The organism is Erythrobacter rubeus (genome assembly GCF_014705715.1).
Classification (GTDB): Bacteria; Pseudomonadota; Alphaproteobacteria; order Sphingomonadales; family Sphingomonadaceae; genus Erythrobacter; species Erythrobacter rubeus.
Genome location: NZ_JACXLC010000001.1, coordinates 1,066,886 through 1,079,478 on the forward strand (window position 1 = coordinate 1,066,886; position 12,593 = coordinate 1,079,478).

A 12,593-nucleotide genomic window follows, 5' to 3' on the forward strand; every position below is an offset into this window, starting at 1 on the left:
GCGGCGAAGGTGCCGTGATACGCAGTGGGGAGCATCCAGAAGGCCTCTTTCGCTGTCTATGACACCCACACCCATACCACTCGACCCGGTTCCGCGCCCGCTCGATCATCTCGTCGAGCTTGCGCACAATGGCGGTCATGGCAACGCGCGGGCGCTGGTGCTGCGAAGCGAGACTCTGACGCATGAACAGTTGCGAGAACGGGTCGACCGCCTCGCCGGTTGGCTGAAACGCGAAGTCCCTCTGTCGGGCGCGCGCGTCGCTACATGGGCAGCTAAGGGCGAGCTTACCTGCCTGATGCCGCTTGCGGCGGCGAGGGCAGGGCTGGTCCATGTGCCGATCAATCCGCTACTGAAACGCGCCCAAGCAGCGCATATTCTGGCGGATTGCGGTGCTTCGATGCTGATCGGCACCAAGGCCCGGCTCGCGTCGCTGGAAACCGATGACTTGCCGGGTGGCTGCCGAGCGCTCGAAGAAAACGAAGCACTTGTCGCGGCGACGCAAGCGAGCCTGGCATCAGGTCCATCGCAGGCCGATACTGGTGAGTTGACTGCAATTCTCTACACGAGCGGTTCGACCGGGCGACCGAAAGGCGTCATGCTCAGCCACGCCAATCTTTGGCTGGGTGCCGTCAGCGTCGCGCATTATCTCGAGATGGCGCCGGACGATGTGACTTTGGCGGTCCTTCCGCTGTCATTCGATTACGGCCAGAACCAGCTCCTTTCGACGTGGTATGCCGGGGGTGCGGTTGTCCCGCTCGACTTCCTGTTTCCGCGCGACGTTTCGAAGGCGTGCGCGGCTCATGGTGTGACCACGTTGGCGGCGGTCCCGCCGCTCTGGGTGCAGCTAACCGAACTGGACTGGGTGGCGGAGGCGAGTGCACCTTTGCGCCGCCTCACGAACAGCGGCGGCGCGCTGACCACCGAGCTTGTGAAGGATCTGACCACGATCTTCCCGCAGGCCGATCTCTATCCGATGTACGGGCTTACCGAGGCTTTTCGCTCGACGTATCTGAATCCCGATCTGGTCGAAAAGCACCCGACATCAATGGGTAAGGCCATTCCATTCGCAGAAATTCTCGTCATCGACGACGAGGGAAACCCAGCGTCGGCAAACGAGGAAGGAGAGCTCGTGCATTGCGGACCGCTGGTGGCGCAAGGATATTGGAAAGACCCCGAGCGGACGGCCATTCGGTTCAAGCCTGCGCCCGATCATTCGGCCTATGGCGGCACCGCGGTCTGGTCCGGAGACAGGGTCCGGCGCGATGAAAATGGCTTGCTGCACTTCGTCGGCCGCCGCGACGCGATGATCAAGAGCGCAGGCAATCGCATCAGTCCGCAGGAAATCGAGGAGGCGGCGATCGCGACAGATCTGGTGTCGGAGGCGGTCGCGTTAGGTGTGCCGGATGATCGGCTCGGCCATGCTGTCCATCTGGTTGTGCGCGGAGTGAGTGACCCTGCAGAGCGCGCGAACCTTGCCAAATCGCTGAAGCGGGAGCTTCCCAATTTCATGCAACCGCAGGCAATACACTGGCGAGACAGCATGCCACTGAATCCAAACGGCAAGATCGACCGGACAGCTCTGCTGCGTGAGATTTCCGAGGGAGAGGCCGCGTGAAGGCGAAACCGGTCGGTCCGATCCCGGAGGGGTTCAAGGCGCAGGGTGGAGAGCTTTTCGTCGGTGGCCAGACGGCCAGCGATCTCGTCGCATCCGCAGGATCGACGCCTTTGTTCGTGTATTCGCGTGAACTGATAAGCGCCCGAGTGCGGAAGCTGCGAGATGCTTTGCCTGCGCGAATTGGTATCAATTACGCCATCAAGGCCAATCCTTTCGAGCCGGTGCTCAAGCACATGGCGCCGCTTGTCGACGGTTTCGATATCGCTTCATCGGGCGAGTTGCAGCTCGCCCAGAACGCTGGCGTCGATCCCGCGCGCATCAGTTTCGCAGGCCCCGGCAAACGAGGCGAGGAACTCGAGGCTGCGATTTCCGCAGGGGTCACGCTTAATTGCGAGTCCTCCGGCGAAGGAGAACGCGCAATCGCTATCGGGCAGCGTCTCGGAGTGTGCCCAAGGATTGCGATCCGCGTGAACCCTGATTTCGAGCTGAAGGGTTCGGGGATGAAAATGGGCGGCGGCGCAAAGCCCTTCGGTGTCGATGCGGAAAAGGTGCCCGATCTCGCCAAATATCTCATCAACGAAGGCGCGGAATGGCGCGGGCTTCATATCTTCACCGGCAGCCAGGCGCTGAACGCTGACGCAATCATAGAAGCGCAGTCGAACGTGTTGAAATTGGCTGATGAACTTGCCCGGCTGATAGGCGAGCCCTTGCCCAAGCTGAATATGGGGGGCGGGTTCGGTATTCCTTACTTTCCCGGCGATGAACCTTTGGAATTGGATGCGGTCGGGTGCGCCTTGCACGCGAATGTCGCCGATCTGCCCGAGTCCTTACAGGATGCCGAGCTTTGCCTGGAGCTTGGCCGCTATCTGATCGGCGAGGCGGGCGTGTATCTTTGCCGTGTGGTCGATAGAAAGGACAGCCACGGCGTCACCTATCTCGTCACCGATGGCGGGCTGCACCACCAACTGGCCGCCTCGGGCAATTTCGGTACAGTCGTCAGGAGAAACTATCCCGTTGCGATCGCAAGCCGGTTCGATGCCGAGCCGAGCGAAGTGGTCAATGTCGTCGGCTGCCTTTGCACACCGCTCGACAGACTGGCCGATCTGGCACACCTTCCGCGTGCAGAGGTCGGCGATCTGGTCGCGGTGTTCTGTGCCGGGGCCTACGGTGCGACCGCCTCGCCGTCCGCATTTCTGGGGCACGGCAGCGCGCGTGAAATCCTAGTCTGAGCATGACCGCCTGTGCGCAGCGGTCCCTCCTTACCGAATTTTTAGCAGTTTGTTGGCATAGAGTTGGGGGCTGTTCGGCATGCGCCGGAGCCTGCGATCGACGGAGCCGACATCGATGTACCATCAATTCTATGGTTTTGAGGGTCGCCCCTTCGAATTGACGTCGGACCCCGCATTCTATTTCGAAAGCGCCTCGCACCGCAAAGCCCTGTCCTATCTTGGCCTGGCGCTCGATCAGCGCGAGGGGTTCATCGTGGTAACGGGTGCAGCGGGCTCCGGTAAATCGGAGCTTGTGCAGCGCCTGTTGGACAGATCGACGGCAGGGGATCTGACGGTCGCACAGATCGCTGCGTCTGCGTTGAACGGCGAGGACGGCTTTTCCCATTTGGCGGAAGCATTCGGTGCGGGCGGGCAATCAGGCGTGGAGGCGGCCACTGCTGATCTCGATACGCTGGAGACCTTTCTGCAAGGTGAGACTCGCGCAGGGCGGCGCTGCCTTCTGATTGTAGATGGGTCTGAGACCTTGGAGCCTGATGGCTTCCAAAGGCTTCGCGAACTCGCTGAGCTCCGCCTTGGATCGCAATCCTTGCTTCAGGGCATTCTGGTCGGCTCGTCCGACTTTCTGGAAGAGCAGTCCGTGCATGGTGAGGTCCAGCAGCTGCGCCAAAACGTCGTTGCCTCATATGAACTTGCGCCGCTCGATGCCGAAGAAACGCACAGCTTTGTCTACGAGCGGCTGCAGCGTGTGGGCTGGAACGGACATCCATCGATCGAAGAGCAGATGCTCGATGTGTTGGTCGATGAGACGCAAGGCAGCTTGCGGCAAATCAATCAGATTATGAACCGGCTGCTGCTCGTCGGGGCCCTGGAAGAAAGCGATGCGCTTACCGCCGAAATGCTCGGTGAAGTGATCAAGGAGATGAAGATGGACGTCCAGATCGAACAACGAACGGCGGATGCTGTTGAGACAACGGACGGTGAGGTTGCCGATCAGCACGCGCAGCAACGATTTGCGGGTGCCGAGCTCGAGACCGCTCTCGCAGCGCTGCAACAGGTGGGGAAACCGCCGGTGTCGGGGAACGGGCCTTCAACGGATCAGGCGTACGATGATCTGACGGCAGCCGTGGCGAAGGTCGAAAAGCGGCTCGATGAACAGGAACAATCCTTGCGCCATGTCCTGACTATGTTGATCGAGTGGCTCGAAGACGAAGAAACGCAGGAAGCTGCCTGACTTTTGTGCGCGTGAGGCGGAGCAAAATCGTCGAGTGACGTCCTCAGCCGCGCAACAATGCGTGACAATTTCGCATCGTTTGGCCCATTTTGAGACTCTTATGGTGTACGAAGAGTAAATATCTAATTGCCAAGGGACTCCGGTCTCGCCTAGCCTTTTCGCAAATGGAGCCAAACGGCCGTTCGAGTGCTGGCGAGGGTAAAACAAGCCAGTCTAAACAGGGTTGTCTCGGAGTAACGTTATGGATAGCGGCGCTGGCAGGGCGGTTCCATTGACCGCGGATGAGGAAATGTACGCAGAAAGTGCGCTGCATTCCGCCATCCCGAAAGAAATATTCGAATTACAAGAGCTTGATGTCTTATACGAAGACACCACTGCAACCCTCTGGACTTATATGAATCCGGACGGGCGACCGAGTTTCACGCCGGCGATGCTCAACGATTTCGAAAGCTGGCAGCAGCTTATCACTGATGGATTTGGCCCAGACAAAGTGCCGCTCCGGTATCTTGTGCTCGGCAGCCGGTGCGACGACGTTTTCTGCTTTGGCGGCGACCTTCATCTGTTCCAGAAACTGATCCGCGAACGCGATCGCGACGGGCTGGTCGAGTACGGCCACCGCTGCTGCGCGATCCTCGATCGCAATATTCGCACGCTCGAGATTCCGATGCTGACCGTTGGATTGGTGCAGGGCGCGGCCCTCGGCGGTGGGTTCGAAGCGCTGCTTTCCTTCGACTACATCGTCGCCGAGAGGCAGGCGACGTTCGGGCTCCCCGAAATCATGTTCGGCCTGTATCCCGGCATGGGCGCTCACGCCTTGCTCGCGCGCAAGCTTGGAAGTGCGATGGCTGACCGGATCATCGTCTCCAACGAGACTTTCACCGCGGAGCAGATGTACGATCTGGGGATCGTCCACGCTCTCGCAGAGCCGGGTGACGGCCTGAATGCGACCCGCGATTTCATCAAGAAGTCCGAGCGGCGTCACGCCGGTCTCGTGGGTTCGCGCCGTGCGATCAAGCAAGTGTGGCAATTGAAGCTTGCCGAGCTCAACCGCATTACCGAAATGTGGGCCGATACCGCGCTTCAACTGCGCGAGCAGGATCTCAAGGTGATGAACAGGCTGGTCGCCGCACAGGCCCGGCTCGCGGAGCGGATCGCCGCTGCCTGACGATCAGTATTCGGCTCCATGTCCGAGGGCCATGTATTCGTCGCTCTGCATTTCGTTGAGGCGGCTTGCCGTGCGCTCGAACTCGAAGCTGCCATCGCCCGCGACGTAGAGCTCATCCGGCTCGGCCGCCGCCGTCGCGAACAGCTTCACCCGGTGCTCATACAGGGCGTCGATGAGAGTCACGAAGCGGGCGGCTTCGTTGCGTTTGTCCGGGCCCATCTGCGGGATGCCGACGATGATCACGGTATGAAACGCCCGGGCGACGGCGAGGTAATCGGGCGCGCCGCGCGCTTCTCCGCATAGGCGCTTGAAGCTGAACACGCCCACACCTTTTAGCGATTTGGGCACATGCAAAGTGCGGCTTTCGCCCACGGCCAGTTCCTCGCTCGGGACGTGTTCGGCGTCTTCGGGCGCAAAGTCGGTGAGGCGGAAGAACGCCTCGCGGACCTTGGCAGTCGCCTCGTCGCCGATTGGGGTGTGCCAGGTGGCGAGGTCCCCGATCCGGTCGAGCCGGTAGTCGGTCGGACCATTCAAACCAACCACGTCCATCTCGCTCGCGATCAAGTCGATGAAGGGCAGGAAGTGCTCGCGGTTCAGCCCATCCTTGTAGAGGTCGCGGGGAGGGCGGTTGGAGGTGGTGACAACCGTCACGCCCTGCTTGCAAATCAGCTGCGTGAACAGCCGGCTCATGATCATCGCATCGGCCGAATTGTTAACCACCATCTCATCGAAAGCGAGGCACCGGACGTCCTGAGCAATGTCTTGCGCCACATGCGGGATGGGATCGCCCGGCTCCGTCTTGCGCCAAGCGCGCATCATCGCGTGGACGTCCTGCATGAAAGCATGAAAGTGTACGCGGCGTTTCTCATCCACCTTCAGGGTTTCGTGGAACAGGTCCATCAACATGGATTTGCCGCGGCCAACTCCGCCCCACATGTAGACGCCTTGGGGACGCTCCTTCTTTCGTCCGAACAGCTGGCCGAGCAATCCACCCGGCGCCTCGGCCTCAAGCTCCTTTTGCAACGCGTCCAGCCTCACTGCGGCGGTGCGCTGATCCGGGTCTGCTCGCAGCTCGCCAGAGGATATGAGCTTCTCGTAGCGACCCAGCAGGCCGGTCATTCCGCTTTCCCTGCAGGGCGGAGCTTCATCTTGCGCACGATGCCTGAATAGCTCGTCACCACGTCCTCGCCCTGGACGCATTCACCGCGCAGGAACAGCATCCGCCCCGTTTCGCGGACGATCTCCGTGACCGCATCGAGCGGACGGTCAGGGTCGCCAGCGCCGACGAACTGCGTCGAAAGCTCCACCGTCACCGATGGTCCGGCATTGCCGCTGCCGATGACATGCATCGTCGCGAACAGCGCGATATCGATCAGGCCAAGCGTGGCGGCGCCGTGGATGTTGTCGCCGAGATTGGTGTGCCGCCGCTCCGGAAACATGCGCAGCCGGCAGCGATCACCTTCGCCGCGGACCCGCAATTCACCGAGCACGGCAGTGTTGTACCTCGTCCGGTCGACAAGATTCCAGCTGTACCAACCGGTTTCGCCGCCCGCTTCTGCTTCGGTCAAAGGATGGTAATCGAAGGGAGCGCCGTGGTCGCTCATCCGGCTGCGCCTTGCACCGCGATCAGATAGCGCGTTCGGCCATCATCTTCTTGGTTTCGGCGATCGCCTTGGCCGGGCTCAGACCCTTGGGACAGACATTCGCGCAGTTCATGATCGTATGGCAGCGATAGAGGCGGAAGGGGTCTTCCAGCGCATCGAGCCGCTCGCCCGTCATTTCGTCGCGGCTGTCCGCGAGCCAGCGATAGGCCTGAAGCAGGATCGCAGGACCAAGGAACTTGTCCGAATTCCACCAGTAGGACGGGCAGGAAGTCGAACAGCAGGCGCACAGGATACATTCGTAAAGGCCATCGAGCTGCTCTCGCTGCTCCGGCGTCTGCAGCCGCTCTTTGCCCGACGGCGTCGGGCTGACCGTTTGCAGCCATGGGCGGATCGAGGCGTATTGCGCATAGAAGTGCGTGAAATCGGGCACCAGATCCTTGATCACGTCCATATGCGGCAGCGGCGTGATGCGAATCTCGCCTTTCAGATCCTCGATCGCGGTGGTGCAGGCGAGGCCATTCTTGCCGTTCATGTTCATGGCGCACGAACCGCAAATCCCCTCGCGGCAGGACCGGCGAAAGGTCAGCGTGGGATCGACCTCGTTCTTGATCTTGAACAGCGCATCGAGAACCATCGGGCCGCATTCATCGAGGTCGATCTCGAACTTGTCGTAACGCGGGTTCTTGCCGGTGTCGGGATCGTAGCGATACACCTTGAAGCTCTTCACCCGCTTGGCATCGGCGGCTTTATGCACGTTGCCGTCCTTGCGGATGGTCGAGTTCTTGGGGAGGGTGAAGGTCGCCATGTCAGTGTAATCCTGTGTTTGCTTGAAACCTATCTAACGCCTTGCGTGCGCGAGGCAAGTGACCCTGTGTTGCGTCGTTTGGGACAGCGATTGAGGCTGCATCATCACCTTGCCGACACCCGGCGAGCGGCTGAGGCCCACCGGGAGGCATGGACCGCATATTACACGGTCCTGAGCGGAAACGTTTTCGAGGAACTTTGCGGGCATTTCTCCGCTTCTAGCCAGCATGGACCGAGTAGGAAAACAGCAGAGCACCGTTCCCAAATCCGCCGCAATCTTCGGCAGCACCGGCGGCATCGGCACAGCGCTGTGTAGGCAGCTTTCGGATCGCGGGTGCGAGACGATTTACACCGGGTCGCGTTCGCAAACCGCGATCGGCTTGCCCGGCGAAGCACCGTTCGCTTTCGATCTCACCGATGAGGCCTCTATCGGAGCGGCGGCGGCCATGATGAAGGATAATCCGCCCGATTGGGTGATCGTCGCGACCGGGGTGCTGACGCTGGAAAGCGGTAAGGGGCCGGAACGGACGTTCAAACGATTGGACGGCGCGACCATGGCGAAGGTGTTCGCCCTAAACACAATCGGCCCTGCATTGATCGCCAAGCACATCCTGCCGCTCATGCCGCGCGAGAAGCGTTTTGTCTTTGCCGCCATCAGTGCGCGGGTCGGTTCGATCTCTGACAACGGCCTCGGCGGATGGCATTCCTACCGCGCATCGAAAGCGGCGCTCAATATGCTGCTCAAGAACTTCGCTATCGAGTTACAGCGCACTCACAAGCACGGTGTGGTCGCCGGCCTGCATCCGGGCACGGTCGACAGCGCCTTGTCGGCGCCGTTCCAGTCGAACCTGCCCGAAGGCCAGCTGACAGAGCCGCATGAAGCCGCAGGCAATCTCATTGATGTGCTCGCCACACTCGGTCCCGAGGACAGCGGCAAGGTCTTCGATTTTGCCGGCAAGACTGTGCCTGCCTGAAATACAAGCCTGACTTAAGAGCCAGACTTGATCCGCCGAACGGCCTTCAGGTGATCGACCACTTTTTGCGCGTTGGCATCGAATGCCGCGCCGGAAAACTTTTTCAGGACGGTATCCCTCGCCATCGCGCCAGCGTCTGCCAATGCATCAGGATCGCTGAGCATTTCGCAAAGCGCGCGGGCAAGATCATCGGCATTGCCCGAGCGGACTACGCGCCCGAAATCGGACCCGACCGTGATCGCCATCTCCCCGGTGTCTGCCACTATAACCGGAAGACCTGCCTGCATGGCTTCATGCGCTGCAATGCAGAACCCTTCGCGGCGCGAGGGTTGCAGGTAAAGATGCAAGCCGGACAGGAATTTGCCGGGCACGCTGACGAAACCGGCGAAGGTGATCTCGGCGATGCGTACTTCGCTCGCGGCGGAGCGCAGGTCCGCTTCATCGCCGCCGGTGCCTGCGATTGTGATCTTGATGGGCACGGGCGGCTGCCAGCCCTCGCGCTGGAGCATCAGCAGCGCCTCGATCAGGATATCGTATCCCTTGGCAGGATGGAGCCGCCCGAGGCTGCCAACCTGGAGAGTTTCGCCCTCGCGCCACGGCCTCGCGGTCTTGGCATCAGGATTGGTTGCGAAGATCGGCCATGTCAGGCTCTGCTCCGATGGCACGCCAAGCCGTTCCCGCGTCAGCTTCGCGACCTCGTTGCTATCGGAAACCCACAGATCGGATTTCGACGCCCGCCAGCGGAGCAAGCGCTCGTTCCAGGGCTTGAGGAAAGCATTGTGCTGCCAGCTGGCAATCGGAAGATTCCGGCGGTTCGCGACGATTTGGCCAAGCAATGTTGCCCGTGTGAGCGATGTGAAAAGCGCATCCGCGCCAAGCGCGTCCACCTGCTTGTCGATCCATCGCAAGGCTGCAACGTGGTCCGTGTCACTCCCATCGCGCACGACAGGTTGCAACCCCGCTGCATGGAGCGGTGGGAGGGCTTCTCCATTTCGCCGTGACAAAGCGAGCACCGTCGTCTCGGCCCCCGCGGCATTCAGTGCCTCGACAATGCGCGGCAAGGGCGTTTGCGCGCCGCCGCCTTCCATCGAGTTGATGACATAAGCGATCTTGAGGTCAGGCACTCTTATGCGCCCTCGCGCTTCAGCAGATCGATAATCGCATTCGCCGCTCGCTGAGAGGACGGCACCTCGCTCAGGTCGAATGTCCGGTCGACGAGTTCCTGCTGAGCGCTGCGATATTGCGCGCCGATGCTTTCGAAAGCGGTTAGCTTGGCAGTCAATTCGGCGAGCGACCGGGCTACCGGTCCGGTTTGCTGGAACGCTGGCGGTTGTGCTCGCTCGGTGCGGACAGCATCGGCGATATCGAGAAAAAATGCTGGTCGTGGCCGAACCAGAAACTCGTAAATCTGGCTGGATGCATCGCCAATATAGGCGTCGGCGGAGAGGGTGTAGCTCATGTCGAAGAGGCGCGGGCCGCTGGTGTCGATCAGGACATTCGCCGCACCGCGCACTTCCGGCGGGACGGGCGGAGCGGCTCGCAATCGGCGATGCTCCGGCGAGAAGTGCCATTTCTTTTTGAAGAGCATGACGTGAGGGGCGAATATGCAGTTGAAGGTTTGGCCTTCTTCGCTCGCAAACCAGCGCAGGAGATCGGGTCCAGCATCGTACCAGCTCGAAAGATGCGGATCGAAATGCGGGTTGTAGAGGAATGTCGGGTTGCCGTTGTCGAAAAACTCTTGCCTGCGCGACAAGTCGATTCCCTCGAACTTGGGGTAACCGACGACGGCGATTTTCTCAGGGGCGACGCCAGCGGAGATAAACTCATCCCGGAACTTGCCGCCCGAAACCAGCAGCAGGTCAAAGCGGGTGTTGTCCCTGTGAAAGGTCACCGCCCGGTCTCCCGCGCCGTGGGGTATTTTTACAAAGAGCGGGCTTTTGGCGGGATCGATATGACGCTTGATGCGTAAAAAGGTTCGCTCGCTGCTCACAATGACATCGCAGCTTTCGAACAGATCGGCATAGCGGCGCAGGCGCAGCAGCCGGCTAGCCGGGAAAAGCCTGTCGCCTATGTTCGCCAATGTGCCGATGACACCGCGTAGCTTCAATTCGACCCACGTCACGGTTTTTGCGGTTTCGGTGCCGATGGCGTTCTCGACGTGATTGCGCAGCGAGGGGGTGGCGTATGCGACGATCACTGCGATCCCGGCGTCGTTTTTCGCCAGTTTTGCGGCGATCCTTGCCAGATGTGCGACCTGATGGGGTGCATCATGGTTGAAAAGGAAGAGCGCACGCTGCATTGCGGGATGGTCCATAGACAGCGCCATCGCCGGTGCCAACTTCAAGAGTACCGGCGAATGGATGGGCGGGTGGGCCCGTATGCGCGAACGATCACCCAGGTCACTGAACTCGGCCCAGGCCGGGTTCGTCGGCCCATGCTGTTAATATTGGAAGGTAAAACTTGTGACTCTAAGAGCGTTGGTCCTTGCTGGCTCGAGACCGGGTGTCGATTCCCTGGCTGAGAGCGAAAATGTTCCGCACAAGGCGTTGATCGACCTTGCGGGCAAGACGATGCTCGCGCGGGTCATCTCCGCCTTGAAGGAGAGCAGCGTCGAGGAAATCCTCGTCGCGAGCAACGATCCCGAGGTAGCGCGCGCTGCGACCGAACTGGGCGCGACGCCCGTTTCCGCCGAGCAGGGGCCGAGCGCGACCGTGCTGTCAACTGTCCGGCAATTCGGCGCTCCGTTGATCGTGACCACGTCCGACCATGGACTGCTGCAAGGCGATTGGGTCGACTTGCTGATGCACCAGACCCGCGACGGATTGGACATGGGCATCATGATGGCCAGCTGCGATCTGATCAAAGCCGAACTGCCGCACAGCAAGCGAACCTATCTGCGTTTTTCCGACGGGAATTGGTCGGGTTGCAACCTGTTCTACCTGAAAACCCCGCAAGCCGCTGCGGCCATCGAGCTGTGGAGCATGGTTGAGAAGGACCGCAAGAAGCCGTGGAAAATAGCCGCGCGCCTCGGTCCGGGCACGCTCCTGTCGATGCTGGTTGGGCGTCTTTCGGTCGGCACGGCCATCGGGCGCCTGGGCGATCAGGTCGATGCCAAGGTCGGCGTCGTTCCTGCGCCAAGCGGGCTCGCCGCGGTCGATGCGGACACCCGGCTCGACTTGGCGGATATGCGCAGCGTGCTGGAACAGCGCGAATCCCTCGCCGCATAACGCTCGCTTTTCATCAGAACACTTGCGTCCGGCCGTGATGTAGGACAGCTTCTATGCCGATCGGGTAGGGGAGGACGCGGCTTATGGGATTGGCCGAGTGGTACGACGCGCACATCATGCCGCGCCTCGTGACCTGTGCGTGCAGCCAGGGTCAGGTGATGAAGCGCCGCTCGCAGCTTGTGCCGCTGGCGAAAGGCGACGTGTTTGAGCTTGGCTGCGGGGGCGGCATCAATCAGCAATTCTACGATGTAAGCGCCGTGTCGAGCTATGCGGGGATTGACCCGCATGGTGGGTTGCTCGATCAGACCCGCGCAGCCGCGCAAGCGAAAGGGTGGCCCGCCGATATACGCGAGGGGGTGGGCGAAAGCATCCCGTTCCCCGATGGCTCATTCGACAATGTCGTGTGCACCTTCACGCTGTGCTCGGTCGAGGATCCCGCGCGCGTGCTATCGGAAATGCGGCGCATCTTGAGGCCGGGCGGCAGGGCGCTGTTCCTTGAGCACGGGCGAGCGCCCGATGCAGGCATTGCAAAGTGGCAGGACCGGATCGAGCCAGTCTGGAAACGTATTGCGGGCGGCTGCCATCTCACCCGGCCAATCGGGTCCGCCTTCCGCGGGGCGGGGTTCGACGTCGAACCGCTGGGCCAGGGTTACCTTCCCAAAGCGCCCAAATTCGCCGGATGGAATGAATGGGGCGTGGCGCGCAAGCCGGGGGTGTAGTCACCGCCCGCCTTACGCGCCAAAT

General features: G+C 61.1%; 12 protein-coding genes. 7 read left to right on the forward strand and 5 right to left on the reverse strand.

Annotation, left to right across the window (positions count from 1 at the left end; translation table 11 throughout):
• Positions 1-58: 58 nt before the first annotated feature.
• The 4 genes from IB285_RS05260 (at position 59) to IB285_RS05275 (ending at position 5,240) form a co-directional block, all read left to right on the forward strand.
• Positions 59-1,615, forward strand: coding sequence for an acyl-CoA ligase (AMP-forming), exosortase A system-associated (locus IB285_RS05260; protein ID WP_190787186.1), 1,557 nt, complete (start codon positions 59-61; stop codon positions 1,613-1,615).
• The gene (locus IB285_RS05265) at positions 1,612-2,844 is read left to right on the forward strand and encodes a pyridoxal-dependent decarboxylase, exosortase A system-associated (protein ID WP_190787187.1); all 1,233 of its coding nucleotides are present in this window, start codon (positions 1,612-1,614) and stop codon (positions 2,842-2,844) included. Before IB285_RS05260 ends, IB285_RS05265 begins: the two co-directional genes overlap by 4 nt.
• Positions 2,845-2,959: 115 nt before the next feature.
• Positions 2,960-4,075, forward strand: a complete 1,116-nt coding sequence (locus IB285_RS05270; protein ID WP_190787188.1) for an ExeA family protein — start codon at positions 2,960-2,962, stop codon at positions 4,073-4,075.
• Positions 4,076-4,364: 289 nt separating this feature from the next.
• Complete coding sequence (locus IB285_RS05275) at positions 4,365-5,240, forward strand: crotonase/enoyl-CoA hydratase family protein (RefSeq protein WP_234033072.1); 876 nt, start codon at positions 4,365-4,367, stop codon at positions 5,238-5,240.
• Positions 5,241-5,243: 3 nt separating this feature from the next.
• Here the strand turns inward: IB285_RS05275 and zapE are convergent, their stop codons facing one another.
• From zapE to IB285_RS05290, 3 genes are read right to left on the reverse strand one after another with little or no spacing between them, the layout of a single operon-like run.
• Entirely contained in the window at positions 5,244-6,359 is a 1,116-nt protein-coding gene (gene zapE / locus IB285_RS05280; protein WP_190787190.1) for a cell division protein ZapE, read from the reverse strand.
• Complete coding sequence (locus IB285_RS05285) at positions 6,356-6,844, reverse strand: PaaI family thioesterase (RefSeq protein WP_190787191.1); 489 nt, start codon at positions 6,842-6,844, stop codon at positions 6,356-6,358. The genes zapE and IB285_RS05285 overlap by 4 nt, the downstream gene beginning before the upstream one ends.
• Before the next feature lie 22 nt (positions 6,845-6,866).
• Positions 6,867-7,649: a succinate dehydrogenase iron-sulfur subunit gene (locus IB285_RS05290; RefSeq protein ID WP_190787192.1), complete on the reverse strand. Its 783-nt coding sequence runs from the start codon at positions 7,647-7,649 to the stop codon at positions 6,867-6,869.
• A 226-nt stretch (positions 7,650-7,875) separates the two neighbouring features.
• On the opposite strand from IB285_RS05290, the gene IB285_RS05295 reads away from it, so the two are divergent.
• Positions 7,876-8,622, forward strand: coding sequence for an SDR family NAD(P)-dependent oxidoreductase (locus IB285_RS05295; RefSeq protein ID WP_190787193.1), 747 nt, complete (start codon positions 7,876-7,878; stop codon positions 8,620-8,622).
• A 14-nt stretch (positions 8,623-8,636) separates the two neighbouring features.
• On the opposite strand, the gene IB285_RS05300 is transcribed toward IB285_RS05295, so the two are convergent.
• Together IB285_RS05300 and IB285_RS05305 are read right to left on the reverse strand one after the other, a co-directional pair.
• Positions 8,637-9,746: a glycosyltransferase family 4 protein gene (locus tag IB285_RS05300; RefSeq protein ID WP_328705851.1), complete on the reverse strand. Its 1,110-nt coding sequence runs from the start codon at positions 9,744-9,746 to the stop codon at positions 8,637-8,639.
• 2 nt (positions 9,747-9,748) lie between these two features.
• Positions 9,749-10,936, reverse strand: a complete 1,188-nt coding sequence (locus IB285_RS05305) for a hypothetical protein (protein ID WP_190787194.1) — start codon at positions 10,934-10,936, stop codon at positions 9,749-9,751.
• Between the two features lie 148 nt (positions 10,937-11,084).
• Between IB285_RS05305 and IB285_RS05310 the strand changes: the two genes are divergently transcribed.
• Together IB285_RS05310 and IB285_RS05315 are read left to right on the forward strand one after the other, a co-directional pair.
• Positions 11,085-11,849 carry a nucleotidyltransferase family protein gene (locus IB285_RS05310; protein ID WP_190787195.1) on the forward strand — a complete coding sequence of 255 codons (765 nt, stop codon included), beginning with the start codon at positions 11,085-11,087 and terminating at the stop codon, positions 11,847-11,849.
• Positions 11,850-11,932: 83 nt separating this feature from the next.
• Positions 11,933-12,568, forward strand: coding sequence for a class I SAM-dependent methyltransferase (locus IB285_RS05315; protein ID WP_190787196.1), 636 nt, complete (start codon positions 11,933-11,935; stop codon positions 12,566-12,568).
• The last annotated feature ends 25 nt before the right edge of the window (positions 12,569-12,593 follow it).